The sequence below is a fragment of the Vagococcus allomyrinae genome (assembly GCF_017829975.1).
Lineage (GTDB): Bacteria > Bacillota > Bacilli > Lactobacillales > Vagococcaceae > Vagococcus_D > Vagococcus_D allomyrinae.
The window spans coordinates 42,340-68,692 of sequence record NZ_JAEEGA010000013.1; the positions used below are offsets into that span (position 1 = coordinate 42,340).

At 40.2% G+C, this 26,353-nt stretch carries 28 protein-coding genes and 1 pseudogene; 16 read left to right on the forward strand and 13 right to left on the reverse strand.

Annotated features, from left to right (window positions below; all coding sequences use genetic code 11):
- Nucleotides 1-160: 160 nt before the first annotated feature.
- Together I6N95_RS18045 and I6N95_RS18050 are read left to right on the forward strand one after the other, a co-directional pair.
- Nucleotides 161-1,399, forward strand: coding sequence for a Y-family DNA polymerase (locus I6N95_RS18045; RefSeq protein WP_245249679.1), 1,239 nt, complete (start codon nt 161-163; stop codon nt 1,397-1,399).
- Entirely contained in the window at nt 1,396-1,764 is a 369-nt protein-coding gene (locus tag I6N95_RS18050; RefSeq protein WP_209530637.1) for a hypothetical protein, read from the forward strand. Before I6N95_RS18045 ends, I6N95_RS18050 begins: the two co-directional genes overlap by 4 nt.
- 480 nt (nt 1,765-2,244) lie before the next feature.
- Here I6N95_RS18050 and I6N95_RS18055 read toward each other — a convergent pair whose 3' ends face one another.
- Complete coding sequence (locus I6N95_RS18055; protein WP_209530639.1) at nt 2,245-2,418, reverse strand: lipoprotein; 174 nt, start codon at nt 2,416-2,418, stop codon at nt 2,245-2,247.
- 240 nt (nt 2,419-2,658) lie between these two features.
- Here I6N95_RS18055 and I6N95_RS18060 point away from each other — a divergent pair, with 240 nt between their 5' ends.
- The 8 genes from I6N95_RS18060 (at nt 2,659) to tnpB (ending at nt 9,252) form a co-directional block, all read left to right on the forward strand.
- A complete protein-coding gene (locus tag I6N95_RS18060) occupies nt 2,659-3,267 on the forward strand; it encodes a TetR/AcrR family transcriptional regulator (RefSeq protein WP_209530641.1) in 609 nt (202 codons plus the stop codon).
- Nucleotides 3,268-3,321: 54 nt separating this feature from the next.
- Complete coding sequence (gene tsf, locus I6N95_RS18065; RefSeq protein WP_209530642.1) at nt 3,322-4,185, forward strand: translation elongation factor Ts; 864 nt, start codon at nt 3,322-3,324, stop codon at nt 4,183-4,185.
- Between the two features lie 674 nt (nt 4,186-4,859).
- A complete protein-coding gene (locus I6N95_RS18070) occupies nt 4,860-5,522 on the forward strand; it encodes a DNA alkylation repair protein (RefSeq protein ID WP_209530644.1) in 663 nt (220 codons plus the stop codon).
- On the forward strand, nt 5,503-5,967 hold the full coding sequence (locus I6N95_RS18075; protein ID WP_209530646.1) for a hypothetical protein: 465 nt from the start codon (nt 5,503-5,505) through the stop codon (nt 5,965-5,967). Before I6N95_RS18070 ends, I6N95_RS18075 begins: the two co-directional genes overlap by 20 nt.
- Before the next feature lie 380 nt (nt 5,968-6,347).
- The gene (locus I6N95_RS18080) at nt 6,348-6,770 is read left to right on the forward strand and encodes a hypothetical protein (protein ID WP_209530648.1); all 423 of its coding nucleotides are present in this window, start codon (nt 6,348-6,350) and stop codon (nt 6,768-6,770) included.
- A gap of 39 nt (nt 6,771-6,809) precedes the next feature.
- On the forward strand, nt 6,810-7,280 hold the full coding sequence (locus I6N95_RS18085; protein WP_209530650.1) for a GNAT family N-acetyltransferase: 471 nt from the start codon (nt 6,810-6,812) through the stop codon (nt 7,278-7,280).
- 270 nt (nt 7,281-7,550) lie between these two features.
- Complete coding sequence (gene tnpA, locus I6N95_RS18090; protein ID WP_209530652.1) at nt 7,551-7,952, forward strand: IS200/IS605 family transposase; 402 nt, start codon at nt 7,551-7,553, stop codon at nt 7,950-7,952.
- Between the two features lie 160 nt (nt 7,953-8,112).
- Complete coding sequence (gene tnpB, locus I6N95_RS18095) at nt 8,113-9,252, forward strand: IS200/IS605 family element RNA-guided endonuclease TnpB (protein WP_209530654.1); 1,140 nt, start codon at nt 8,113-8,115, stop codon at nt 9,250-9,252.
- 177 nt (nt 9,253-9,429) lie between these two features.
- Here the strand turns inward: tnpB and I6N95_RS27755 are convergent, their stop codons facing one another.
- Entirely contained in the window at nt 9,430-10,764 is a 1,335-nt protein-coding gene (locus tag I6N95_RS27755) for an ABC transporter permease (protein ID WP_209530656.1), read from the reverse strand.
- Nucleotides 10,765-11,280: 516 nt separating this feature from the next.
- On the opposite strand from I6N95_RS27755, the gene I6N95_RS18105 reads away from it, so the two are divergent.
- Nucleotides 11,281-12,519 carry a hypothetical protein gene (locus tag I6N95_RS18105; RefSeq protein ID WP_209530658.1) on the forward strand — a complete coding sequence of 413 codons (1,239 nt, stop codon included), beginning with the start codon at nt 11,281-11,283 and terminating at the stop codon, nt 12,517-12,519.
- 188 nt (nt 12,520-12,707) lie between these two features.
- On the opposite strand, the pseudogene I6N95_RS18110 reads toward I6N95_RS18105, so the two are convergent.
- The 7 genes and pseudogenes from I6N95_RS18110 to I6N95_RS18140 all read right to left on the reverse strand — a co-directional run bounded on the left by I6N95_RS18110 (nt 12,708) and on the right by I6N95_RS18140 (nt 18,343).
- A pseudogene (locus I6N95_RS18110) lies at nt 12,708-13,482 on the reverse strand (SDR family NAD(P)-dependent oxidoreductase).
- A gap of 660 nt (nt 13,483-14,142) precedes the next feature.
- Nucleotides 14,143-14,667 (reverse strand): hypothetical protein, encoded by a 525-nt coding sequence (locus I6N95_RS18115; protein WP_209530660.1) that lies wholly within the window; start codon nt 14,665-14,667, stop codon nt 14,143-14,145.
- Nucleotides 14,668-14,708: 41 nt separating this feature from the next.
- Nucleotides 14,709-15,059 carry a hypothetical protein gene (locus I6N95_RS18120; RefSeq protein ID WP_209530661.1) on the reverse strand — a complete coding sequence of 117 codons (351 nt, stop codon included), beginning with the start codon at nt 15,057-15,059 and terminating at the stop codon, nt 14,709-14,711.
- Between the two features lie 211 nt (nt 15,060-15,270).
- Complete coding sequence (locus I6N95_RS18125; RefSeq protein ID WP_209530663.1) at nt 15,271-15,807, reverse strand: DUF2207 domain-containing protein; 537 nt, start codon at nt 15,805-15,807, stop codon at nt 15,271-15,273.
- Between the two features lie 33 nt (nt 15,808-15,840).
- Complete coding sequence (locus I6N95_RS18130) at nt 15,841-16,920, reverse strand: HAMP domain-containing sensor histidine kinase (RefSeq protein ID WP_209530665.1); 1,080 nt, start codon at nt 16,918-16,920, stop codon at nt 15,841-15,843.
- The gene (locus I6N95_RS18135; RefSeq protein WP_209530667.1) at nt 16,920-17,591 is read right to left on the reverse strand and encodes a response regulator transcription factor; all 672 of its coding nucleotides are present in this window, start codon (nt 17,589-17,591) and stop codon (nt 16,920-16,922) included. The genes I6N95_RS18130 and I6N95_RS18135 overlap by 1 nt, the downstream gene beginning before the upstream one ends.
- Before the next feature lie 56 nt (nt 17,592-17,647).
- Nucleotides 17,648-18,343: a hypothetical protein gene (locus I6N95_RS18140; RefSeq protein WP_209530669.1), complete on the reverse strand. Its 696-nt coding sequence runs from the start codon at nt 18,341-18,343 to the stop codon at nt 17,648-17,650.
- A 340-nt stretch (nt 18,344-18,683) separates the two neighbouring features.
- On the opposite strand from I6N95_RS18140, the gene I6N95_RS18145 reads away from it, so the two are divergent.
- From I6N95_RS18145 to msrB, 4 genes are all read left to right on the forward strand, one after another.
- Nucleotides 18,684-18,944 carry a hypothetical protein gene (locus I6N95_RS18145; protein WP_209530671.1) on the forward strand — a complete coding sequence of 87 codons (261 nt, stop codon included), beginning with the start codon at nt 18,684-18,686 and terminating at the stop codon, nt 18,942-18,944.
- A gap of 176 nt (nt 18,945-19,120) precedes the next feature.
- Nucleotides 19,121-19,570 carry a GNAT family N-acetyltransferase gene (locus tag I6N95_RS18150; RefSeq protein ID WP_209530673.1) on the forward strand — a complete coding sequence of 150 codons (450 nt, stop codon included), beginning with the start codon at nt 19,121-19,123 and terminating at the stop codon, nt 19,568-19,570.
- A gap of 163 nt (nt 19,571-19,733) precedes the next feature.
- Entirely contained in the window at nt 19,734-20,291 is a 558-nt protein-coding gene (locus tag I6N95_RS18155) for a Maf family protein (protein ID WP_209530675.1), read from the forward strand.
- A gap of 16 nt (nt 20,292-20,307) precedes the next feature.
- On the forward strand, nt 20,308-20,736 hold the full coding sequence (msrB, locus tag I6N95_RS18160) for a peptide-methionine (R)-S-oxide reductase MsrB (RefSeq protein ID WP_209530677.1): 429 nt from the start codon (nt 20,308-20,310) through the stop codon (nt 20,734-20,736).
- Nucleotides 20,737-20,942: 206 nt separating this feature from the next.
- Here the strand turns inward: msrB and I6N95_RS18165 are convergent, their stop codons facing one another.
- On the reverse strand, nt 20,943-22,211 hold the full coding sequence (locus I6N95_RS18165) for a dicarboxylate/amino acid:cation symporter (protein WP_209530679.1): 1,269 nt from the start codon (nt 22,209-22,211) through the stop codon (nt 20,943-20,945).
- A gap of 14 nt (nt 22,212-22,225) precedes the next feature.
- On the reverse strand, nt 22,226-23,410 hold the full coding sequence (locus tag I6N95_RS18170) for a MalY/PatB family protein (protein ID WP_209530680.1): 1,185 nt from the start codon (nt 23,408-23,410) through the stop codon (nt 22,226-22,228).
- 235 nt (nt 23,411-23,645) lie between these two features.
- On the opposite strand from I6N95_RS18170, the gene I6N95_RS18175 reads away from it, so the two are divergent.
- Nucleotides 23,646-24,152 carry a MarR family winged helix-turn-helix transcriptional regulator gene (locus tag I6N95_RS18175; protein ID WP_209530682.1) on the forward strand — a complete coding sequence of 169 codons (507 nt, stop codon included), beginning with the start codon at nt 23,646-23,648 and terminating at the stop codon, nt 24,150-24,152.
- Between the two features lie 59 nt (nt 24,153-24,211).
- Here I6N95_RS18175 and I6N95_RS18180 read toward each other — a convergent pair whose 3' ends face one another.
- Both I6N95_RS18180 and I6N95_RS18185 read right to left on the reverse strand, forming a co-directional pair.
- Nucleotides 24,212-25,525 carry a Sapep family Mn(2+)-dependent dipeptidase gene (locus I6N95_RS18180; protein WP_209530684.1) on the reverse strand — a complete coding sequence of 438 codons (1,314 nt, stop codon included), beginning with the start codon at nt 25,523-25,525 and terminating at the stop codon, nt 24,212-24,214.
- 9 nt (nt 25,526-25,534) lie between these two features.
- Nucleotides 25,535-26,260, reverse strand: coding sequence for a GntR family transcriptional regulator, LSA1692 subfamily (locus I6N95_RS18185; RefSeq protein ID WP_209530691.1), 726 nt, complete (start codon nt 26,258-26,260; stop codon nt 25,535-25,537).
- Nucleotides 26,261-26,353 lie beyond the last annotated feature (93 nt).

Genomic DNA, 26,353 nt, shown 5'->3' on the forward strand with positions numbered 1-26,353 from the left:
AGTGCCCGCGCTTAAATATGAACATAGTGATATTTGAGTTTTGAGATTGACGAATAGAACGTATGTTCTTATACTTTAGCTAAGAATGTATGGGGTGATAGTAGTGGAACAGTATTTTAATTATGAGTTGGAACCAATTAATGAGACCTTATGTGTCGACATGAAAAGTTTTTATGCCAGCGTTGAATGCGTTGAACGCGGACTTGACCCGTTAGATACGATGCTCGTCGTTATGAGTCACGCTGAAAGTAGTGGGGGCTTAGTATTAGCCGCGTCACCAAAAGCCAAAAAAGTCTTAGGCATTAGCAATGTCTCACGGAAATACGATATTCCTGATCATCCGGACTTAATCATTGTCCCGCCGCGAATGAATTTGTACATAAAACGCAATATGGAAATCAATAACATTTTTCGGGAATATGTGTCCGATGAGGATTTATTTATCTATTCGATCGACGAAAGTTTTGTTCGCATTCAAGCCTCAAAACGCTTATTCGGCAAAACCGCCTATGAATTCGCCTGCTTATTTAAAGAACAAATTTTTGAAAAAACAGGGTTGTATTGCACCATCGGCATTGGCTCTAATATGCTGTTAGGCAAATTAGCGCTGGACAATGAAGCCAAAAAAAATCCTGATATGATTGCCAATTGGCAATATCAGGATGTGCCAAACACCCTTTGGAAAATTCCCAATTTGACTGATTTCTGGGGGATTAATACGAGAACAGAAGCGACTCTTTGGAAAATGGGCATCCGCACGATTGACGACTTGGCCCATTATGATTATTTTGCCATGAAAGCTCGTATGGGAATGATTGGCCAGCAATTGATTGCTCACGCCTGGGGCATCGATCGAACAGAATTAAAAGAGAGCTATGTTCCAAAATCTAAGAGCATTGGCAATAGCCAAGTACTGATGAAGGATTACATCCATGAGCATGAAATAAAAATTGTCTTAAGGGAAATGGTGGAGCAAGTGGCCACTCGGGCTAGGCGGAAACATTATCAGACCTCCTGTATTAGCCTTTCACTAGGCTATTCACGTGGCGAAGGGGAGCGAGGCTTTTCCCGTCAGCTGGCGATTCCCCCAACAAATAATTCACGAGTATTATATGAGTACGCCTTGCTGCTCTTTACGAAACACTATAATGGCTGTGCCGTTCGCCATATGGGGGTCAACTTTTCCAAATTAACAACGGATGAATACATGCAGTTGAGCCTGTTTGAAGACCCTGAAGAGCAGATTGCAGACAATAAATTAGATTATCTGGTAGACGGTATTCGCCATAGATTTGGATATGGGGCAATTGTCCATGCTAGTAGCATTATGGAAGGAGGTACCGCTATCAGTCGCTCCCAACTTGTAGGAGGGCATGCAGGCGGTAATGATGGCTTATGATTGAATTAAATCGACATTATCACGATCGAGGCATGAAAAAATGGGCTGGCTTTTATTTGAGCGAGCATACGGCCATCATTGAAAGTGCCAAAACAACTCGCAGAAAAGAAAATCCTCAAAAACCACAAATGTCAGTAGAAGAGATTAGTACCCTATTACACCATGCGCAATTGAAAGTCATTCAAGTGAGTATTCAACTGGAATCGGTTGATGGGGAGGGCCGCTATGATGATGATGTGGTGGGGCAAGTTGCTGGCTATGACGAATTAGGGATTTACATTAATCGCGAGAAAGTTGGGTATGATGAAATCAGACACGTTGAATTATATCAACCACTTAAATGGAGTGATCTGTCAGCTCGTTGACTGCTTCTTGTAGTGGTTAACTAAAGATGAGAGGACTATTTGTCAGCATTTGACACAATTGATTTAGTTTTTAGTAGGGTTTATCCTTGTGTCGATTAAATCGGTTGTAGGATTGCTAAAAAAGACAAAAAAATAACCAGTCCATAACTTTTGGCAGAGTTAACTGGCTATTTTTTCATATTTAACAAAGCTATCAGCTTAAATGGTGCTAGTTTTTCCGAAGGAGTTTGCTTAAGCAACGCCTCTTTTCTATTCCGGTATACCAAAAAAATAGTATAAATTGCCGTAAATATAGATATGAACAGCGATATTTATGGCAAGAGAAGAAATGAACCACTCAAAAGTGAGTGATTTTACTCAAATAAACATTACTCACTGAAAGAAACTTTAGACCCATTATACATATGAAAGAATATTAAGTCCTATGTTCTTTGAAATTTTAGAAGATGTTGCTATACAGTTCCTTTAAATAATCCTTCTTTACCGATCCCCTTTAGAAGCATGTGTTTTAAATTCTGTTTCTATGACCGCCATGGCATCTTCTATCTGTTTATCAGAGAAGGGATTATCTGTAGTTGAAATTGTTTTTTCGATAGTATATGAACATCCAGTAAGTACTAGTAAAAATAAAAAACAAGTAATTATTTTTTTCATAAGAACTCCTTTATTTTTATGGATGATGCCGGTCGAATGGTTAGAGGGCTAAATAATAATCCTTTTACATACAAATTATACTATAAGAGAGGTAGCAGGTACATGGAGATGAGGGGCTAATAGTAGTAATAGCTGACATAGGTCTTAACAGAGAAGCAACTCCAGTCATTTTTTTAGGAATCTAACTTTCAATTGACTTAAACATACATGTATGTTTAAATTAATGCAGAGGTGATATGAATGAAACGAGCTAAACGAAACAATGAGGAGACAAAACACGCTTTACTGCATGCGGCGTTAAATGTTTTTAGCGAAGTGGGGTATGAAAATGCCAGATTAGAAGATATTGCCCTCGCAGCCGAGCTAAGCCGAGGGGCTATTTATCATAATTTTGGTGGAAAATCCGAAATATTTAAAGAGCTAATAGCACAATATGGCATCACTGCCGATCAGGTTATCAGCGATATCTATCGGTCTGAGGAGACGGCTACCCAAAATATAGAGCGTTTTGTAAGTAGTAGTTTAGATTTTCTAGTCAGTAACGAAAACTATCGTAAGATTGCGATACTTACGTCTTTTAATCTGAAAGCAACAGCGGAGTTGAAAGATGTTTGTGAGGTGTTGGAACATGATACTCAACAGTATTTGATTTACTTGTCATCTTTAGTGCAAAAAGGAGTCGATAATGGGGAATTTGCCTCTCAATTGTCAGTGGAAATTACCGCAATGTCTATTTTGAGCCAAGTAAATGGTCTGAGCAATTTATGGCTTGCCTATCCAGATATCGTTCCATTACGAGAAAAAGCAACGATGTTTTCAGAAGTCATAATTAAAGGCTTAAAAAAATAAAAAAAATTTTACACTAAACTTAAACATACATGTATGTTTAAAAATGAGAAAAAAATGATTATTAATTGGAAAGATGTCAAATATTTAAGAGAATTAACTCATCAAGGAATGTTGGAGTGTAAAAATGCGTTAAAGGAAGCTAATAATGATATTGAAGTAGCAAGAAAATTATTAAACGTACGGAGTACAGAGGGGAATGAAAAAGAGGCGCGCGTTGCTTCAGAAACCCGTATTTTTATGAGTGTTGATCGATTTAGTTCATCTGGTGTGATGGTTGAAGCTGCATGTGAAACGGATTTTGTCGCGAATAATCGTCATTTTGTTGCTTTTTTTGACACATTGATGGAACTAATTTATCAAACAACTGTTACCTCTGTTTCGGAATTGCTTCTAGAGCCTTGGAATGGGAGCGATAAGATAAAAGATGAGCTTAATCGTTTGCAGCATAAGCTGGGGGAAAAGATTGAAATTAGCAGATTTGACAGAGTGGAGAAACAGCCATTTCATTCCGTTTATGGCTATGTTCACGATGATTACCTAACCAAAGGAAAGAAGGGGGCTTTATTGGTAGTTAAGCAGACTAGCATAGAGCCAACAAGTGACTTGGCGTTTAATGCATTGATTCATAAGATTGTGATGCAAATTGTGGCAACAGAGGTCAAGTATGTCTCTCGTGAAGAGGTTCCTAAAAAAGTTAGAGCAGCATGTGAGAATCAATTTGAGGAAGAAGTCAGTGTAATGGCGGTTGAGGCAAAGACGAAGGCGAAAATTGTTGCAAATAAATTGGAGAAATATTATAAGCAAAACTGTTTGTTAGAACAAGACTTCATTTTTTCAGAGGAGGGAATGTCTATTTTGGATGTGTTAGCCACGGTCGGAAAGCAGCCATTACTTCTTAAGAGGTTTGTTAAATATTAAAAAAATTTAGATAAAGCGATCAACTATTTTTGAAGGGGACCAGAAATTAATGACCTGTCTTCTTTCATTTTTACAATAATAGGACGTTACGAGCGGATCTTTACGATATAATAGTAGTTATAGTAGAAAATTCGTTACCATATCCAGACATCTATCTAGCTCCTATTAAATCATGACGACCAGTCGTTAAACTTCCAGCTAAAAAGAAGCTGAAAGTACCACTCTTTGCTCGTCATGATGTTGATAATCTAGTGGAACTATATGTTAGGATTGTTTTACGGGATGTATCTATCTTTAAAAGCAAGCTATTCAATGGGGAATGGTTTGCTTCAGCTAAAAAATGCTGAAACAATGGCAACCGAATGACGAGAGAGGGAGGCTTAAAATGACGCTAAGCCAACACGTAAAAAATTTAAGTTCACACGATCATAATCTGGGCCGTGACAGTTTTAAAATGCTCATAGAATTGAGCTCTGAATGTTAAATAATCAAACAGATAGTTCCATTGGATAATTCACATAATCATTTGCCAAGAGTGGTACTTTCAGCTTTTTCTGGCTGAAAGTTTAACGGTAAAGGATGATTATTTAATGGGAACTATATAGCGTGACTTTTTAACAGGAGTCGTATCGAAAAAAGTTAATGAGTGTTACTTTAATGAAAGGACTAGGCATATGACTAAAGAAGAAATACTAACGCACCTAAGTGATCCGTCCACTAAATTGGGAGACGTGCGAAAATTGGCCAAAGAAATAAAAAAAGATCACGCATTAGCAATGGCGCTTTGGGAGACGGGGCTATATTTGCCACGACAATTAGCCATCCTGATCATGGATAAGCAGTGCCTGACTCCGGAACTGATTGACACATTGGTTAAAGATATTCAACAACATAGTTTTGAGGAAAAAACGCAACTGATTGATTGGTTGATGGCAAACCAACTGTCTAAAAGTAAACAGACCATCTCACTGATGGAATCGTGGGCAAATAGTCCATCCTCTCTCCAGAGACGTGTTTTTTGGTATTATCAGGGGCGATTGCGCTGGATGGGACAAACTCCACCTCCAAATACTGAAGAGCTGCTTTTAATGATTGAAGATCAGCTCGCAACAGAAGTCCCTGAAGTGCAGTGGGCGATGAACTTTACTGCGGCCCAAATCGGCATTTTTCAGGAGGCTTATCGTTCAAGGTGTCTCCAGTTAGGCGAGGAAATTGGGTTGTACAAAGATGAAAAAGTAGCAAAAAACTGCACGCCTAATTATTTACCGCTCTATATAGCAACACAAGTTGAGAAAGTCGCTAGGAAAGAAGGGGCGCATGTTAAGAATAAGAAATAACATCTTTGAAATTGATAGAACCACTCGAAATACAGGCTTTTTTATTTCTCCAAATGATGCTAAGGGTCAGTTTTTAGACATTGCATTGGATATTTCCTTTTGTGACAATCAATATGAAGGTGAGCAATTAGCACCTTCTCTGTGTATTAACTATTTTCAGACAAAGGCCCAAAAGCTAGCGGATTTAAAAAACCTCACGTTCAAAATAGAATCGATTGAAGAAGCCGACGAAAGAGAAGATAGTTTTTACATCTACGAACATGAACCCTTTGAGTATTATGAATGTACGATTGTGGAAATTGGCGAAGTGGACATTAGGGTCAAGATAAATGGAAAATGTATCTCGGATGGTTATGCTACGCCTTATAAGACGGAAACGTTCACCGTCGATGGATGGCTTCCAATTATTAGCAATCGTAATGATTGGGACAAACATGGTCTGTAAAGCTTGTGAGGAAGGACGTTGATAAAATGACAGAGCACCTGAAGCGATCGTTGCCATCAGAAGTCCTATCCGACACATTGCTGTGGGCGAGGGCAGTTGTTTAATCAGAAAGCCAGTTTATGGTGAGACATTAAGTGGGATTCTCTGAAATAATCAAATGAGGTTATTCAGAGGTGAATGTGATGATTTGAGAGTTAGTTAAAGGGTCTTAATCCTCTTATATAGCTCCTATTAAATAATGACGATCAATCGTTAAACTTCCAGCTAAAAAGAAGCTGAAAGCACCACTTTCTGCTCGTCATTATGTTGATAATCCAATGGAACTATATGTTCGGATTATTTTACGAGATGTATATAGCCTAAAAAGATAAGGAGTTATTATGCTAAAAAAATTCTATGTTTCTTCTCGCTTTGCAAATGTGGAACGAGTTAGAAAGGTTTCCACCAAATTAATCAAAATAGGGTGTATTCAGACTTATGATTGGACCAAAATTGAGTCTGTCACATCAATTAAGCAACTGGAAAAAATTGGCAATGAAGAGTTTCAAGGCATTCAAAAAGCCAATTTTCTTGTTTTATTAACTCCGGCGGGAAAAAGCAGTTATATTGAGATGGGCATTGCCCTAGCCTCAAACGTGAGAGTTTATGTTCATTCTTTTGATGACACCCTTCTTTCTTTAGAGGAAACAAGCTCTTTTTATCAGCTGGCTAATGTTAGAGTGGTTGTAGGGGATTTGGATTTTTTAGTTGACTATATCGTCCAAGATCAACGGAATAGTTCGACCTTTGAGACCGAGGGTTAAGTAGCGTATTTTACTAGAATAAGTTTAGGAGGAGTCCTGATGACAACAATTGAGATTATCAAAGAAGAAGTACCCGCTAGAAAAGCCGAAATTTCAGCAGCTGTGTTAGCCGATTTACCTGAATGGTTTGGTTTGCCTGATGCCACTAAGGAGTATGTTGAACGGGCAAAAGACGCTCATTTTTGGTACGCAACCTGTGACAATGGGATCGTAGGCTTTGTCTATTTGAATCAAACAGCCAAAAAAGTGGCAGAGATTTATTGCATTGGCGTAAAGAAAGATTATCACGGTCAAAAGATTGGCCAACAATTAGTCCGTGCTTTGGAAACTTATGCAGCGAATGATTGTCACTGTTCTTTTTTACAGGTGAAGACAGTGGCTTATGGGAAATACGCTGAGTACGATCGAACGGTGAGTTTCTATCACTCTCAAGGCTTTACCGAATTCGAAGTTTTCCCAACCCTATGGGGAAGCGAAAATCCGTGTCAAATTATGATAAAGGGGATATAAGGCAGAGAAAGAGTCATATTTTAACAGTAAAAACACTCTCGCACTAACCGATATTATAGCAGCGACGCCTTTATTTATCGAGGTGTCGCTGCTTTTTTATGCAATAGCCGAGAACACTCGCGGAACACTCGCGACTTTAGTCGTGTAGATGAATCGGCTTCGGTTGTGGCATAGCTTTAGCTATGTTGAACAGCCGATATCATATCTATTAAAATCTTTTTGGAATTTAACGATGACATATGTTAAACTATTTCCAAGGAGGTTTTTTTCATGTCAGAAGTACATCGTGGTCGCGGGTATGTCTATTCTATACAGTATCATTTAGTTTGGTGTGTGAAATATAGACATCATATTTTGCACGGAGACATTGATACATATGTTAAAAAATTATTAAACCAGATTGCATTGGATAATGATATTCAAATCAATGAAATGGAGTCAGATAAAGACCATATTCACTTACTTATTGAATGCAAACCTCAACATTATATTCCTAATATAATGAAAGCATTTAAAGGCGTGTCCGCACGGCTCTTGTTGAAAGAGTATCCCGAACTTAAAAAGCATCTGTGGGGTGGTCATCTTTGGAATCCTAGCTACTTTGTCGCGACAGTTAGTGAAAATACAGACGAGCAAATTAGACACTACATACAACATCAAAAAAAGAAATAACTATATATATCCTGTTAAATAATCAAACATATAGTTCCATTGGATAATGCGCATAATCATCCGCCGAGAGTGGTACTTTCAGCTTTTTCTGGCTGAAAGTTTAACGGTAAAGGATGATTATTTAATGGGAACTATATAGCAGCAAAAGAGGTGAATGGTAATGTTACGACATAAAGCGTATAAATTTAGATTGTACCCGAACGTCGAGCAGGAAATCTTAATCAATAAAACAATCGGGTCATCTAGATTTGTCTATAATTATATGTTAAACGCTTGGAAGACATCCTTTAAGGAAACGGGTAAAGGTTTATCTTATGGCAAGTGTTCTGCCATGTTGCCTTCTATGAAAAAATCAGAAGAGACATCATGGTTAAAAGAAGTTGATAGTATCGCGTTACAATCATCTATTAAGGATTTAGCTGAATCATTTGATCGGTTTTTCAACAAACAAACTCAATCCCCTAAGTTTAAAAGCAAGAAAAATCCTGTTCAAAGTTATACCACAAAAAACACAAACAATAATGTGGCTATTATAGGCAATAAGGTGAAATTACCTAAGCTAGGATTGGTTAAATTTTCTAAGAGTCGTGACGTTAATGGTCGTATTTTAAGTGCCACTGTCCGTAGAAATGCCAGTGGTAAATTTTTCGTTTCGTTACAATGTGAAGAGGAAATAACTGAGTTACCAACAGCAAACAAAACAGTGGGGATTGACCTAGGTATTACAGATTTTGCGATTCTTTCTAATGGTCAAAAAATCACTAACAATAAATTCGCAGCTAAAATGGAAAAGAAACTAAAGCGTGAACAACGGAAGTTATCAAAACGGGCATCATTAGCTAAACAGAACGGGATTAAGTTGTTTGAAGCTAAAAATTACCAAAAACAAAAGCAAAAAGTAGCTAGACTGTCTGAAAAAGTAAGGAATCAACGCAGTGACTTTCTAAATAAGTTGAGTACAGAAATCATCAAAAATCACGATATTATTTGTATTGAAGACTTAAGCACAAAAGGGATGTTGCGTAATCATAAGCTAGCCAAAAGTATATCCGATGTCTCTTGGTCCAGTTTTGTGACTAAATTACAGTACAAGGCTGACTGGTATGGGCGTGAAATAATCAAAGTAGACAAATGGTTTGCATCTAGTCAAATTTGTTCAGCATGTGGCCATAAAGACGGCAAGAAATCTCTTGAAATGAGAGAATGGACTTGTCCTATTTGTCATACTCATCACGATCGAGATATTAATGCCAGTGTCAATATCTTGACCGAAGGTCTAAGATTACAAGCTTTAGCCTAGATAAACTCAATAACCGTAGGAACTGCGGGGATAGCTTGGTAAATAAAAGACACCGCTGATAGTAAAGAAATACGCTATCAAGTATGCTTTTTTCCCAAGAATCTTGTGACTTTAGTCATGAGAGGTTCAATAAACTAAAGGAATTAATAAATTGGAAAAAGCACAGTCTCACAAAGGTTACATGAGTAGTTTTTTGGGATTAAACGATAACAAGTAGGTTATAGGGAAGATTATCGATATTAAAACTAATATAAAAATGAATGAGATCATTTGTAATGAGTCGCTTAGCGAAAAAGTGATGGCGAAGCTTTGTTCAACATGGTCAATGTCTGAGACGGAGTTCCCAATATTATTAAATTGTTGAACGTCGATTTCTTGCTCTAGTCCCCATTCTGTCGAGGTGTTTTCTCGTACAAAGCTGTTAGAAAGTTCGTTTGCTAATATTTTACCAACCCCTCCAGATAATGTGACAGCTAGTAGTAAGATCGTAAATGTTTCTATGAGAACTTGAAATACAATATTTCGCTTTCTCTCTCCGAAAGATAAATATATACCGAATTCGTGCTTTCGTTCTCTGATACTTAGCGTAATAACTAGCCCGACAATGGCAATAGTTGCAATGACTGTCATGCCGATAATAGTATCTGCAAGCTGACTCATGCTGATGAGATTGCTGTTTATTTTATCAAATTGATCGGTTGAAATCAGGATACTATAGAGATTAGAATTCAAGATGCTTTCAGCCTCTTGTCTAAAACTTTCAAGATCGTTTGCGTCTTTTAAAACGTAAAAAGCATCATAGGATTCTTTTGGAAGCTTAAGCTGCTCATCCAAATTAGCCACTTCGTTTAATTGGGTATAGACTTTTTTTCTGAACTCTAAAATATTCGCATTAGATAAATACATCGTATTAGCTGTCCGAGAGATATTTACAAGTTCTTCAAATTGTGCGTCAGTTTTAGGTGTGTCTATTTTATTTGTTACGTTAAATATGCCTATTATTTTATAGGTTTCATTAATGACCACATTATTTTCAAAGTCGTCGAAGTTTTGGTCAAGTGTTAGTGAGTCATCGATGGTTAAATTATTTTTAGTGGCAATGACGTCAGAAATGACAATTACTTTTTTATTTGATTCTGCCTCAGATGACTCGAAAAAGCGTCCATCTTGAATGGCGATTTTTTCGGAAATCAAGTCAAAGCCTTTTGAACTGCTAGTGCCTTTGAGTAAAAATTCATTAATCCAATCAGATTCATCTATTTCTTCATCAGCAATGGATTTTGCGCTCTGTAATTTTTTACTGTCGATCACATCGTATTCACTAAAGTCATAATCTTTTACATAATCTAATTGACTTATTTTCTTATATGTAGCTAAGTCGATGAGAGGAATGGGTTTATCAGGATTTTTCTCTAAGAATTTAGCTTGTTCTTGCAAATTTGCTACAATGGTTGCGGTTAATGGTAGCTTACTTTTAATGTCATGCTCGGTAGTTAGATAGGCTTTTTTCACTAGAAAAGAACTAAAAAAGACGGCAGTAATAATAAAGAAAATGAAAAATATTAGGCTGGTATTTTTTTCCTTCTGGAGATGCTGACGATGGATCGTTTAATTAAGTTCATGCTGGATTCACCTGATTTCTAATAGTTTTTAAGCTGTCAACGACATTGTTTTTTATTTAGTTCAGCCTTAGAAATGACGGATTAGTTAGTCATCTTTTAGCTAATATGACTATATTAATAATTCTATTTGCCTTGATTCAAGTGACAAAGAATGACCACTACCCAATAATTAAGACGATGAATAGATGTTTTATACGGACCTTAAGTAAGTCGTTCAAGGTCAGTATAAAGTAATTTTTTGTGTATGAAAAGCTTTAATTCAAGGTTTCTTAAAAGAGGTGATAAAATGAAACTCGTGATTGTTGTACGTCACACAAATGCTTGAGGAATGTCCGTTTGTGTGACGTAAGAAGACGTCCTTCAAGCTTTGTCCTCCAGAAATAACAAGAAAGAGGAGAAGCTAGACATGAATAAACAAGTTAAATTTCAAGCAGCTGTTGCAGAAGTAGAGATAACCCCTGATTTTCCTGTTACCTTAATTGGCGGCATGCCAACTAGATCAAAGGAAGTACTTCATCCCCTGATGTCTCAGGTGTTGTTGATGAAGTGGGGAAACGACTTAACTTGCTTGATAACGATTGATAATCTGGGCTTAACGGTTGAGTTGGCTAACAAGCTGAGACAAACCATTGCCACCCAGTTAGGTATTACGAAAGCTGAGGTGATGCTGTGTTTTTCTCACACTCATAATGCCCCTCAGCCCACTGTAGGTGCCCTGAATGGTGAACGATATTTTAGTTTTATGGAACAACAAATAAGTTTAGGTGTCACTCAAGCTTTAGCCAAACTTCAGCCAAGTAAAATTGGTTGGGGACTGACAAAGAGTCAGCTAGGCGTAAACCGTAGAGTAGACTGTTCTGTCGTGGATGACCGTTTAGGTGTGTTAAAAATAGCCACTTTAACTGGAAAACCGTTAGTCATGGTTCTGCGATTGACAGCCCATCCTAACAGCTTGATGCCTCTATCAGGTGTGATAACCAGCGACTATTTTCATTTTGTGCGCCAACAATTGACGGCACACTTTGGTTGTCCAGTGATGGTCATTCAAGGGGCTGCGGGCAATGTCAAAGTAAGAGGGACGGACACCATCACTGGTGGGACGCTTTTGGAGGCAGAGGCAGCTGGTAAGGAAATTGCCGAGGCGCTGGCCAAGATGACGATTAATTTAGTAGAAGTCAGTGAGTTTCAGCTGATTTCTAGAGAATTATCTTTTACTTCGGAAGTTCCTAGTGTAGCTGAGTCTCAGCTAATCGCTCATAATGCACAGAAAGAATGTGGCATTGATGGTACTGGGTGGTTGGCAGAGTGTCAGCGCTTAAGAGAGGCAGGTCTTAAACAACAGGTGACTGATCGAGAAGTACAATTTCTGACACTTAATGAGGGGCAGTTTTGTGGTGTCGCCGATGAGCTGTTTTGTGAACTGGCGTTGCTGGCCGCGGAGAAAACGACTAATCGTCTTTTTTTCTTAAATGGTTATACTAATGGTTGCACAGGATATCTGCCAACGGAAAGAGAGTGGTTAAAAGGCGGTTATGAAATCTTATACAGCAATTTAAACTACTTTCCTTTTCATGGTCACGTCATGCCTTTTAGGCCAGAAACGGCGGCTCAATTGGTTGAGTTTGTTGTGGAACATAAATGCTAGCAAAGTAGTTGCGGATAGTTTTGGAGCAAACTGCTTATTGGACAGTGGTCATGATTGGGATAGCATGTCATATCGCGACTAGCAGGTTAACTCTTACATTAAATCACACAAATAACACCCTATCCGCTTTGTTTTGGTAAGAAGTTAAAAGCGGATATGGTGTTATTTTTTTCAGTCACTCCGTTTTTTTAGCGGCGTTGATCGTCGTGAATCTGGAGGTAATTAAACTTAGGTTTTGTTAATTCGAATTCAAATGTGTCATAATTGACGTGTCCTACAACGGCTTGACTATCATACAAGGGCTAGTAAGAAAGTTGCCATATCTTCACTTGTGTGATAACGGTTAAACCCAGTCTTGTAATTAAAGTCCGTTACATCATTGGCCACATTAGCAAATTCAGTTTCTGTGGCATTGGGAGCCAACACTTTGGCTCGCAGAGCTGCGCCGTCTTTTATCAGTTGATGAGAAAGGCCTTCGGTGAAGGCACTAACGTAGAATTTAGTGGCACAGTAAGTCACAGCAGTGGGCACAATTGTGTAACCACCAGAAGATGAGACATTGATTAATTGGGTTCCAGGAACATCATGATAGTCGCGAACAAATAAGCTGCTAAATAAGGTCAAGGCTTCTACGTTAAGCTGTAGCATCTGTATAATCGACTCGAGTGACTGTGTGGCGATGTTTGCGTATTGGCCAAACCCAGCGTTGTTTATCCATGTTTCAAGTGAGTAGGCTGAAAGTTCTTGATAGAGGGATAAACATTTTTTTTGGTCTGTTAAATCGCAACATTTGATGATAATGTTCAATTGAGGATGTTGCGTGAGAATGTCTTCTTTTAAGGAAAGTAGCCGATCTTCTCGGCGTGCGATTAAAATTAAATTTTTCTGACGGTTGGCAAATGCGATGGCAACTGCTCGACCAATGCCAGAGCTAGCGCCTGTAACAACAGTATAGCTGTTCATGATATATCATCCTTTCTTGAGTGAGCTTCAACGGAAATATAAGTATATACCTTGGAGTAAACTTCAAGTCAAGAGCATCACTGGCTAAATGGAAACCAAGGTTCTTAATAAAGTTAACCACAAATTAAAAACACCTGAAATATCCAATCGGATATCCCCAGGTGTCAGCTGAAAGCATGTGTTCTATTTTCTTTTTTTAATTGAAAAGCCAATAATTGCCAAAACAACAACGACAACAATGACCGCGATAACGACAGCAGTATTCATAAAGTGTTCCTCCTTTTAATGGTTAGTTCTGAGCACGTTTCTTGGCAACGATGAAGCTAACAGCAGCAACACAAGCAACTGCAATACCAAATTTTAACATCTGTCATTCCTCCTCTAATCGATGAGTCTGGGGCCCGCTAAAGCAAGAAGCATCGGGGCCCTAATCGTTTGTTAGTTAACTTTTTCTTATATTGAATAACAAATATATACATCCTGTTAAATAATCAAACATATAGTTCCATTGGATGATTATTTAATGGGAACTATATAATCGCTTATTTTTTCGCTTTTTTTACAGCAAATGCGACGATTGCTATAATAGCGATGACTACAATCACTGCCACGATCGTACTACTCATGTTTGTCTCCTCCTTGTATGGTTAATTAACGCGACTAGGCCTGTAATAACTGGTTGGCTTGATCGCAGAGATCATAAATTTCATCGTATTTCTCGTCAATGACTGGATTGATTTCAGCGGTTTTCCGACGGTTGATTGCTCGGTAAATCCAGTAAGGCGCAATCCAGCCAATGAAACCTGGAATTGCTAGGATGACGCATAAGATCGTTGAACCAGCTGTAATGGCAAAGACTGAGCCAGCCATAAAGGCCGTGCCGATGACACCGACGATATAAGCCGCTAATGCAGCTTTAAAGACTTTGGCTTGTTCCAATGTGCCAACGGTTTCCATGGTGTGTTCGAATTGGCGTTGCATTTTGGTTATTTCGGCTTTATTTCGCAACTTGCGGTTTCGCTTAAATTTTAAGGTGACGTAAGAGGAGCCTTTAGGCGGAATCGAACTTTTTTCCAATTCCCAGCCAAAGTTACGATAGTTATCGGTGTAAATGGATTCCAAGTTTCCTTTGATTGTGATTTCTTTGTATTCGTAGCCAACAAAGCTTTCGTTTTTTTCAGTCATGGTTTCTCTCTCCTTTTGAATGGTGTTAGGTTTGTGTTTTGTTAATCTTGGGCTAATAGTTCATCTGATAAGGCGATGATGTCTTCTGTGTATTTCTTTTTCTGTTTGGACAAGACCACCGAATAGAGGGGGATGGATAGGAGGGCTAGGAGTAAGCCTGGTATTCCCATGGTAAGTCCGGTCGTCATATTCTCCCACACCATGATATGTGACATGCCTGCGCCTAATAGAAGAGCGCCTCCGGTTGCTACTACGCCACTGGTTAATTTTGCGGGCAATTTGACTTTACGATCTAGTTGTTTGAGTTGTAATAATTTGTTTTCACCTTTCGCTAGATATTGGGTACGAATGGCGGTGATTTTGTCTTGTTCTGTTGTGGTTGATCCGTTCATTTTTAACACTCCTTTAGTTTAGATAGTTCCTGTATGACACCAACTAGGTTGTGTTGATGCCCAACTAACTTATACCCTTATCTTAAAGGCTAGATGTTTGTCTTTTGCTTAAGTAGTGTTTCGGTTATGTTAATTCGTTAATGTTTCGACTTAATTTAGTTAAAAAAGCCACCCAAGAAAAAGTCTTCTTGAATGGCTTAGCAGAAATGCTCTATGATAATAATTTACTGCCCTTTTCGCAAATTTCGTCTATTTCGTCGTATTTTTGTTCGATGGCTTCCTCGATCTGCGTCTTCTTTTTGTGGAGAAGTTTATTATACACGATGGGCGGAATGGCCCAGCAGATAAAGCCGGGAATCGCGAGTATGATACATAAGAGAATCATTGGCGAGTCGGCTGTTACGGCAAAGGTTGACCCAGCCATAAAGACGGTTCCGATCAGGCCGATCAAAATCGCCCACATCTTTGGTGAGAAGGCTGCTGCTTTTTGGATTTTATCCAACTCATTTACACAGGATTCAAAGTGGCGTTGCAGCCGAGTTAATTCAGCTTTGTTGATTATTTTGCGGTCTCGTTTTAAGTTGAGAGTCATGCGTCCTTTGGTGATGGTAGCTTGAAAGTTGTCATCGGGCACCCAACCAAAATGACTGTACCCATCAAGGTACAATGAGGCTCGTTCTTGTTCGGTTATAATTTCTTTGTATTCATAGCCAATAAAATCCTTACCTTCTTTGACGACCTGATTCATGGCAGTTTCCGCCTTTCCCTGTTTTTACTTTTGTTATTTATTGATGTTGTGTTGAAGTGGTAGCCTGACGGTCATGGTTGTTCCCTGATGGAGTTTGCTGGTGGCAGCGATGGTGCCGCCCATCAATTGTAAGATCCGTAAAACTAATGCCAGTCCTAAGCCATTTCCCTCGGTTGCATGGGAACTATCTCCTTGGTAGAATTTATCAAACATGTGTTTCAGCGTGTCGTCGCTCATGCCACAACCGCTATCCGTAATGGAAACAATCACCTGATTGGCTGTTGAAGTTTGGGTCATCGTGACGGTCCCCCCTGGCTCAGAAAATTTAATGGCATTGGAAAGGAGGTTATTCCAAACTAATTCGAGTAAACTGGCATCGGCCTCAATCGTGGCATAGTCGTCAATCTCAGCGATAAATTCAATTTCCTTAGTGGACCACCACTCTTCGTAATTCAACGCGCAGTCCGTCAGTTGCCGACAAAGGTCATAAGGGTCAGGAACAGGTTGTAAGGTTTGTTTTTCCAGTTTGTTTAACTTTAAAAGGTTGGTGATTAAATTGGCCAGTCTAGCAGAAGAGTCAATGATGGTCTCAAGATAGCTTTCTTTTTGTTCTGGGCTAGTTGTGTCTAATTTTAACGCTTCAGCATAGTTCTGAATCACCGATAAGGGCGTCTTAATTTCGTGGGAGACATTTGAGAAAAAATCAGTTTTGAGTGTTTCAATGCTGCCTAATTCCTCTACCATCACATTAAAGTCGGCGAAGATGACATCGATCGCGTCCCATTTCGCAGGTAAGTGTCTTGGAGGAATGTAAACGGAGAAGTCCCCCTCCGCTACTTTACGGGTACCAGCAGCCAGTTCTTCCATAGGGCGTTGGTACTTCTGTTTAAAACGACCCTGAATAAAAATGGTTAGCAAGATGGCCACAAAGAGCCAATAGACAACAATCGCGATCACGTAAGGGCTCGGCAGATGGTCATAGTCTAAATATTTTTGTAAGATAAACATTTGCCCCGTTGTCAGGGCGGCTAAGCCGCTGAATATGACGATCACATTTAGAAACGGTCCTCCGTTAGATTTCACACGAGGATCGGTTTGTTTGGTTTCATTCATTAGGCTAGCACCACCTTATAGCCCAATCCTCTGACCGTCACGATTTCAAAGCCTTCTCCAGCTGATAATTTGTCCCGCAATTTAGTAATGTAAACGTCGACGGCTCGTAAGCTAGTGGAGCTATCCATTCCCCAAAATTCGTCCATCAATTGGGCTCTTGAGAATGTTTTTTTGGGGTAAGACAACAATTTGTAAAGGATGTTGAACTCCCGCAAGGTCAGGGCGATTTCTGTTTCGTCGATCATGGTGCTCATAGCGTCGGCGTCCATCGATAAATTGCCGACGGTTAAGGTGCGTTCTTCCATAATGTTAGCCCGACGTAAAAGGGCGCTTACGCGCATGACCAACTCATCCATGTTGATCGGCTTGACCATATAGTCGTCAATCCCTAGTTTAAATCCTTTTTGTTTCGAGGTAATATCGTCTTTAGCGGACATAAACAAAATGGGGATCGTTGGATTTAATTGGCGAACGGTTTTGGCAAATTCAAAGCCGTCGATCTCTGGCATCATAATATCTGAAATAATCAGATCGTAGAGGCTATTGTAAAGGACGTCATAGGCTTCGCTGGGATTGAGGCACCCCTTGGCGACGTACCCCCGATCATTTAGATAGGTGCAAACAATCTGATTTAAGTTAACGTCATCTTCTACTACTAATATATTAATCATTGAATGACTCCTTTTAAGGTTAGTGCTCACTTGATAGGCCACGAGCTAATCGGGAACTATTTAGGAGCCTGTTTTTTTGTTGCTTGCTTTTTTTCTAGACGGTGAATGCGAATGAGCATTAAACAGCCAAGAAAGGCGGAGCAAAATCCCATTAATACGCCAAATAGTCCGTTGGCTGTGGGGTGTAAGCTAGTCTGACTGTCGCTGAAAGAGAGAATGGCTGTTTGAGTTAAAACCAGTGAGACAAGGGCTGAGGCTAAATTAATCATCTTGAGTCCGTGAATTAACAGGCTGTGATTTTTTAGTTCAACGATAACCCCGCGAATTCCCAATCCAATTTCAATAAAGGTGAAAGTTGCGATAATCAATGCCACATTCATATCATAGGTGGTTGTGACGGGATCAATTAGCAAATGAAGGGAGTAAGCACTGTACAATAAACTGGTGATGATTAAAATAATGCCTGAATAACGATAGTAGCGGAACTGCGTTTCAAGTGGTTTTAAACTGCCTCTCAGGATCATGTATTTTCCTGAGGCCATGCCAAAGGTATAAAAGGCACTGACGCAAGTAATCAGGGACAGTGATAATAAACCTAGTACTAACTTGCCACTCCCGACCAAAAAGTTCAGGGCGCCAGAGGCACTAGCAACTCGTAACGAGCGACTGTGTTTTTTATTAAATTGCTGCGACATCTCCTGATTGATCGCCGTGAGTTTTTGTGTGAATGGGCTTGCTTTTTTGGCTGACATGGCTCCTCCTCATCTAAGTGAACAACTTCATCTTAAGCTTAGTTTAGAGGAGTAATGTGTGAGAAATGTTTGCGAATTGTTTCAGAATTGTTAATATATACATCCTGTTAAATAATCAAACAGATAGTTCCATTGAATAATGCGCATAATCATCCGCCAAGAGTGGTACTTTCAGCTTTTTTCTGGCTGAAAGTTTAACGGTAAAGGATGATTATTTAATGGGAACTATATAGAGGGAAATGATGAGTCCGATTTACCGAGTTGGTCAGAGACCTTGGGGAGACTTTGATAGCGTTTTACGAAATGTGCTATAATATGGTTAAAAAGGTAGGTGATTTTGGTGAGTATAATACCTAAAAAAGAAAAAGTAGTGGGAACGATTGTGGAATTATACACAATGGGGCCTGAGACCCAAACGTATGCTAATGGGAAAAAGGCTATCTTCAGCTATCGAATCGACGATAAAGTCTACAATTCAACTAATCGAATTTACGTCCCACTAGCCAGTCGACTAGGTGATCAACTGGCTATCTACTACGAGGTAGGGAATCCAAGTAAAGTTTTTCGCAAGCTACTTCAGTCGGCAAGTGACACAAAGTAAAGGACGTTCTCAGTGCGAGCTGAAGGTGTTGACTATATACATCCATTAATGACCGAGAAACTGATATCACGACAGTTTTTCGGTTGTTTTGTTTGTTTTAAGCTTGTGGTCGACTTTTTCAACTTAAGGGCCTAGGATGATATAATGGAGAAAAGATCTTAAGGAGGTAGCAGAAGATGGAGATAGTGATTGCGGAATTAGAGGATTTAGCGGAATTGAGTCAGTTGTTTGATGAGTATCGAGTGTTTTATCAGCAAGAAAGTGATTTGGCAGGGGGAGAAGCTTTTTTACGGCAGCGAATGGAAAATCAGGAATCGTATATTTGGTTGGCCATTCTGGATGAACAGGTAGTAGGGTTTACCCAGCTCTATCCTTGTTTTTCTTCAGTCAGCTTGGCCTCGCAATGGCTGTTAAACGATTTGTATGTTAGCCCAAAGGCACGTCGTCAAGGTGTGGCTCAAGGGTTGATCGAGGAAGTCTTGGCTTTTTCTCAGGGGATGGCAAGTAAAGGCGTTCTTTTGGAAACGGCAGCGACAAATCTGCCTGCTCAGAGCTTGTATGAAAAAATCGGCTTTGTTCGTGAAAAAAATTATCAGTTTTTTTATAGTACTGAAAGCGACGATTAATAAAAACTTATAGTTAATGCTTTTTTTCACAATATCTCTTAAAAACCCTTTATTTTTGGCCGACATAGGAGTATAGTAGCAACGGTAGCATAAATTTAGATTTAGATACGGCACACCATTTAGGAGCCAATTAGATAATTTTTTAGAGAGAGAAGGATGAAAGATGACCGTTATATTAGCATCACAATCACCAAGAAGAAAAGAGTTGCTGGCTAAAATTATCCAGGAGTTTCAAACGATGCCTGCGGACATTGACGAAAGTATTATCGGCGAACTAACCCCCTTGGACTATGTTCTTGAAATGGCCCAAAAGAAAGCTCAACTAATCTGCAAGCAAAATCCTCACAATTTAGTTATTGGGAGTGATACAATCGTAGTAGTTGGCGATGAAATATTAGGGAAGCCGCAAGATGATCAGGAAGCCTTCGAAATGTTGCGCAAACTAAGTGGTAGAAAACATCAGGTGCATACAAGTGTCTACATGATGAATCCAACCCGAATTGAACAGCAGATTGTTTCGGCAGAAGTGACCTTCTTTGATTTAACCGATGATGAAATTCGTGAGTATATTGCCACTGGTGAACACTTGGATAAAGCGGGAGCTTATGGCATTCAAGGTCAGGGATCACTGTTGGTTGAAGGGATTAAAGGCGATTATTATGCGATTGTTGGTTTTCCGATAGCTCAAGTCAAACGGATGTTAGCTAAATTCCAAGACTAGGAAAGAAGGTTTGCGAATGAAACCCTCAGAAGATGAATTACGTCAAAAATTAACCCCGTTACAGTTTCAGGTGACGCAAGAAAGTGGCACGGAGCAGCCCTTTAGTAGTGAGTATGATGCTTTTGATGAAGAAGGGATTTATGTCGATATCGTCGGTGGCGAAGCGCTGTTTTCTTCTAAAGATAAATACGACGCTGGTTGTGGCTGGCCTTCATTTACGAAGCCGATTGCGACGATTAAAGAGCTGGAAGACTTAAGCTTAAGCCGAGCTCGTGTGGAAGTGCGCAGCAGTGCAGCTGATTCTCATTTAGGCCATGTCTTTAATGATGGTCCAGAAGAATTTGGTGGTTTGCGCTACTGTATCAATGGTGCGGCGTTACGTTTTGTACCAGTGAGTCAACTAGATCAGCAAGGGTACGGCGACTACAAGATTTTATTTGATTAATTAAACCGATCAAAGAGACGCTTCAACTTTTAGCGAATGACGAGATTGGAATGAAGTGAAGACACGGCAATTTATTAACCCCCGCACAATCGAAACAGTCGATTGTGCGGGGGTTTTTAAGTTTGTCGTTATTCTGGCCAAGTTATGGGCTTAGAAATTGGGGCATAGGAGAGACTTGAGGCTTCGAAGCTTGTATCTCAGGTTGGCTAACTAAGTTTGACGTTTTTAGCTGGAGTAATCATCTTTTCTTCTTTCTCCATAGCAAGGTTCTGTTTCATCCAACCTTTTCCTTCGATCAGTCGACTAATGATCATGCCAACGCCCACATCACCAGTGCTGTTAATGGCGGTGGCTGGAGCGTCTGTAATTGTTCCGATTAAGACCATGATGGGCATGGCCACTGCTGGGAAACCAAAGGCTGACATGATAAATATTTCCCCAGTGTAGCCACCTGCTGGAATGGCACCCATGACACATGAGGCTAAAACAGAAATGGCGATGGCCGTTATGAGGTTACGCGGTTCCAGAATGTTGACATCAAAGATTTCACACATAAAGACAATTTTAAGGATTTGAATCAAGACAGCGCCGTCTTTATGTAAATTCGCCCCCATGGGAATGACTAAGTTATTAATTTCGTTGGACAAGCCGATATTTTTCCCAGCGATGAGATTCGTTGGAATTGTAGCGGCACTCGAACAGGTTCCAAGTGATGTTAGACTTGGTGGAATGATGTGTTTCCAAAAAGCGGCCAAACCTGCTTTTCCGCCACCGATCAACGCGAATAGTGTATTGGAGACAAAATAGTAAACCAGTGAGGCTAGTAAGAAAATGATGAGGGCCCGGGATAAAGGGCCAGCAATTTGAGAACCTTGTTCGCCGATTAAGCTGGCAAAAAAGGCGCCAAGGCCGATAGGGGCTAAGTACATCACATAGCCAACGACTTTAATGATAACAGCAGATAAGGCATCAAAAAAGGCGACAAGCGGTTTGCCTTTTTCTCCTAATGAGGAAGTGGCGATGCCGAAAATCATCGTGAAAACAATCAGTGCCATTAAATTTTGGCGACTCCAAAGAAGATTAAAGTCATCAACGGTTAGCATGGCAAAAAAATCGGCGTTGGCACTGCCACCGTCCATAGTTTCAGTTAGGTTGAGATTGACACCTTTCGCTGGGTTTAACAGGATGGTGACAATCAGCATGTAGACGGCAGCGATAATTCCTGTCAGAATGAACAAGCCGAGCATGATTCCCAGAATTTTGCCTAATTTTTTAGTGCTTTGCATATTGGCAATGGCAGAAACGAGGGAAGTAAAAATCATCGGCACAATACAGCAGTAGAGTAGATTTAGGAATAGATTGGCTAAGGGCATAAACATGGTTGCTTTAGGTCCCATGACGGCGCCGATCAGCGAACCGATAATCATGCCTCCTAGCAGGATGAATGAGGACTTGTAATTTTTTAGTAGTGTCATCGGAAGATTCCTTTCTATAACTGATGGATTTCAGTGATAATGTTGGCAATACCGGCTTTCACATATTTAGGGTCAGTTCCCATATTAAGGCGGACAAACCCCTGGCATTCATCGCTAAACCACTCACCGAAATCGATAGCCAAGCGACATTTATCTTGGATAAAGTGTTTGGTTTCTTCGACTGGAACATAAGCCCGCAGGTCAATCCATGCCAGATAAGTGCCTTCTAATTCGGTGACGATGGCCTTTGGTGCATGTTGGTTTAATTCGGTTTTTAAGTAGTTAAAGTTGAATTCAATCACAGATAGCAGGCCTTCAAGCCAGTCTTCACCATGCGTGTAAGCCGCTTCGCAAGCGATTTGACCCATGATGCTAGTTTCTGTTTGATTGATTTTATTGGTCTCCACGTCGTAATGGGCTCTAATACTCTCATTTGGAATAATGATATGAGAATTTAAGAGACAAGCTAGGTTAAAGGTTTTTGAGGGTGCTGAGCAGACGATTAAATTGTCCTGATACTTTCCATTGGCGATGGAAAGGCTGGAAATAAATTGCCGATTTCCTAGAACGATATCCTGATGGATTTCATCGGAGATGACCAGCACCTGATGTTTATGACAGATCGCCAATAAGGCTTCCAGTTCAGTGGCGGTCCAAACTCGACCGACTGGATTATGTGGCGAACAAAGGATAAACAGCTTGACTTTTTCGCTGATGATTTTCGCTTCAACATCGGCTAAATCCATCGTGTAAGACCCGTCTGTGTTGATTAGTTCAGAGGTCACGAGTTGCCGATTATTATCTTTAACGGCATTATGAAAGGGATAATAAACAGGTGTTTGAATCATAACAGCGTCATTTTCTTTAGTGAAGATATTAACAAACCAGTAAAGCGCTGTGACGATGCCAGTTGAAAAGCGGACCCAGTCTTTTTGGATGGTTGCGTGATGGCGTTTTTGTTGCCAATTGATAAGTGCTTGGTAATAAGAATCAGGCGTGTAGGAGTAACCAAAGACGCCGTGATTGACGCGGTCGTTTAAGGCGGCTTGTACTTCTTTGGGAACTTTGAATTCCATGTCTGCCACCCACATTGCAATTAGGTCAGGATCCCCGTATCTAACGTCTAAGGCATCCCATTTTAATGAGTTGGTCTTTAATCGGTCCACTGCGTACTCGTTTACAAAATCGGTCATTTTCATCTTAATTGTTCCTCGCTTTCAGTGTTGAATTTTTTCTTGTTTCAAATTAAATAGTTCAGGGCCTAAACTGTTTAAATGTATAGTACCTCTTAGGCGTCGTTTTGTCAACGCTTTCTTTGGTAAATGTTTTAGGGTCTAAACTATTTTTGTTTTCTTTTGAGCGAAGGTATTTGAATAATAATAGTGGGTGTGACATAATGCAGATAAGGTAAAATGACGAATAGGGGGCTAGGGAATGGCAGAAAAAGAGTCAGAATTTCCAGTGTCAGAGGAGACGATTGACCATCAATTTAGACAATTAAATCATCGCCATAATAATATTTATCAATTTGTCATGCTGTACTACAATTACATTATTTCCAAACATGATTACGGCACAGGAGATTTGATTTCGATGATAGAAGCTCACACGATTACCTTTATCGAAGAAAATCCCGGAACAACCGTCAGTGAATTGGCCACTTATTGGCGCAAAACCAAAGGAGCAATTTCTCAAACGGTGTCTAAACTGATTGAGAAAGGTTTTGTTAAAAGAGAACAAGCCAGTTATAGTGGGAAAACTTTTTTACTGTATGTGACGGATGAGGGATTAAAGTTAAGCAAAGCTCATAAGTTATATGACACGATTGACATTGCCAAAACGCTGGATCAGTTATTGGAAAAATGTTCGGTAGATGAAATTGAAGCTTTTTTCAAAGTGATTAAGGAGTACATCGTTTTAATTGAAAATGATTTTGACTAAATCAAATGAAATCAGTAAAGGACCAAGCTCGGGAGAGAAGCTTGGTCCTTTTTGTCTGTTTATTTGGCTAACGTCGCCAGTGTCAGGGCGTAGATTTTCATGTTGGTCATCAAGTCATTGAGGCTCATGTATTCGTCTTTGTTGTGAGCGATCCCTTTTTGTCCAGGAAAAGAGGGCCCAAAGGCTACGATGTTCGGCATGCTTCGGGCATAAGTCGCACCAGTCGTGGTGACAGGTGTGCCATCTAAACCTGTGAGCAACTCATAACTTGCTTTCATGACCGCTAGCATCGGATGATCTTTGGGAAAGACTGTTGAAGGCATTCGCCGAGTCAGCTTAATTTGGCTGTTGGCAGGTAGCTGTTGGCTGACCTTTTTCATGACGGTTTCCTCGCTAATGGAGATCGGGTAGCGAACCGACAGGCTCAGTTGGCACTGTTCCCCTGTTAAGCTCATGTTAAAAGGGGTGAGGATCAAGGCGCCAGAATCAGCATCTGCAAAATCAATACCGAGGCCCTCGCCGTAATGTTTCTGATGGAGGGCTGCGCTGCACCAAGCCAGATAGTCGCCAAGCTGACCAGTCAACAAGTGTTGGTCAGTGACTTCTTGGGCGAAAAGGGTCAAGGCGTTGAGACCTAATTCTGGAGCATTGCTGGGAGCTCTTTTTCCTGTGTACTGTCTTATTTGTGACTCCTTGGTCAGCTGGACAGTTAAACTGTCTGGTACAGCACTACGGTCAAAGTTTCCTTTAAAGGTCTTGAGTTGTTGGAGACTGCCGTCAGTCAGGTGAGTGATAATGTCAAAGGCGACAACGCCTCGTTCACCATAGACAGCTGGGTATTTACAGTCAGGTGTATAGCCGTAAAGTGGTGGCTGTTCCGTCTGTAAATACAGGGGGACGTCAGCTGAGCCACTTTCTTCATCTGTGCCAAAAATAATCCGAATCGTTTTGCTTAAGGGGACATCGAGGCGTTTTAAGACGGCTAAGGCAAAAAGATTGCTGAGAATCGGTCCTTTGTTATCTAAAATACCGCGACCGTATAAAACACCTTGATCCAAAGTTAAATCGAAAGGTGGGTAATGCCAACCTGTTCCTTCGTGAACCACATCAAGGTGGCCGACGACGGCAATATACGCTTGATCATTGGTGCCGAGTTGGGCGTAACCCATGGCGTTGCCGACCAGCCCTGTTTTGAATCCCAGCGCTTCAGCTAGCTTCAAGGTGGCATCAAGGGCTTGTTTTGGCCCGATTCCAAAGGGGGCGCCGTCTGTTTCGGGTCCTTTGACGCTGTTAATGGCCATAATCTTTTTTAAGGCAGTTAAAAATTCAGTCTGGCACTCATTAACGGCCTGGATGATCTGTTGTTGAGTCATGGTTTTCTCCTAACTGTTTCGTTGTAAGATGTTTTTAAAGGTGTACTTATCTGCTCGGTAATAAGAGGTGTCCGTTAAAATAGGATGGCCTTCGATTGAATACGTCATTGATTCAACATGGATGAGCGGTTCAGCAATGGGAACGTCTAATAACGGGCTAATGTCTTCGGTCACTAAGATGGCGCCAATTTCCTGTTGTGAGTAACCGATTTCAATGACTTCTTCGATTAAACTGAAAATTGATTGAGATTCGGCCTTTTCTTTGGTCAATTGGGGAACGTATTTAGCTGGGACGGTGATCTCTTCAATGACCATTGGCTCACCGTCGGCATAGCGGACTCGTTTAACCGTATAGATGGTTTCCCCATCCTGTAAATTAAAAAGGGCCATGTAGTGACTGGTTGGCACAAAAATTTCATTTAATTCAATGACCTTTGTATTGGATTTCATGCCGTATTTAGTCAGTGATTCTGTAAATCCTTGTAACCCGTTAGAACCACTTTGAATTTTATCGTGAGCCATGATGTAGGTGCCTCGACTTTTACTTTTAATAAGAATTTGGTTTTTGACCAATTCTTCAATGGCTTTGCGAATGGTCAAGCGACTGACGTCGAATTCAGTTGCCAAATCGTATTCAGAGGGGAGCTTTTGATTTTTAGGGTATTTTCCAGAGTGAATGTTTTGGATGATGGCATTGACCACTTCTTCATAGGCGTTTAACTTCTTTTTTTTCATTGAAAGGCTCCTTTTCCGTCGTGTTTTTTCCATGGTGCCCATGGCCACTTGTTCAGTGACCGATCTAAAGGGACGAAGGACTATACTAAAGAT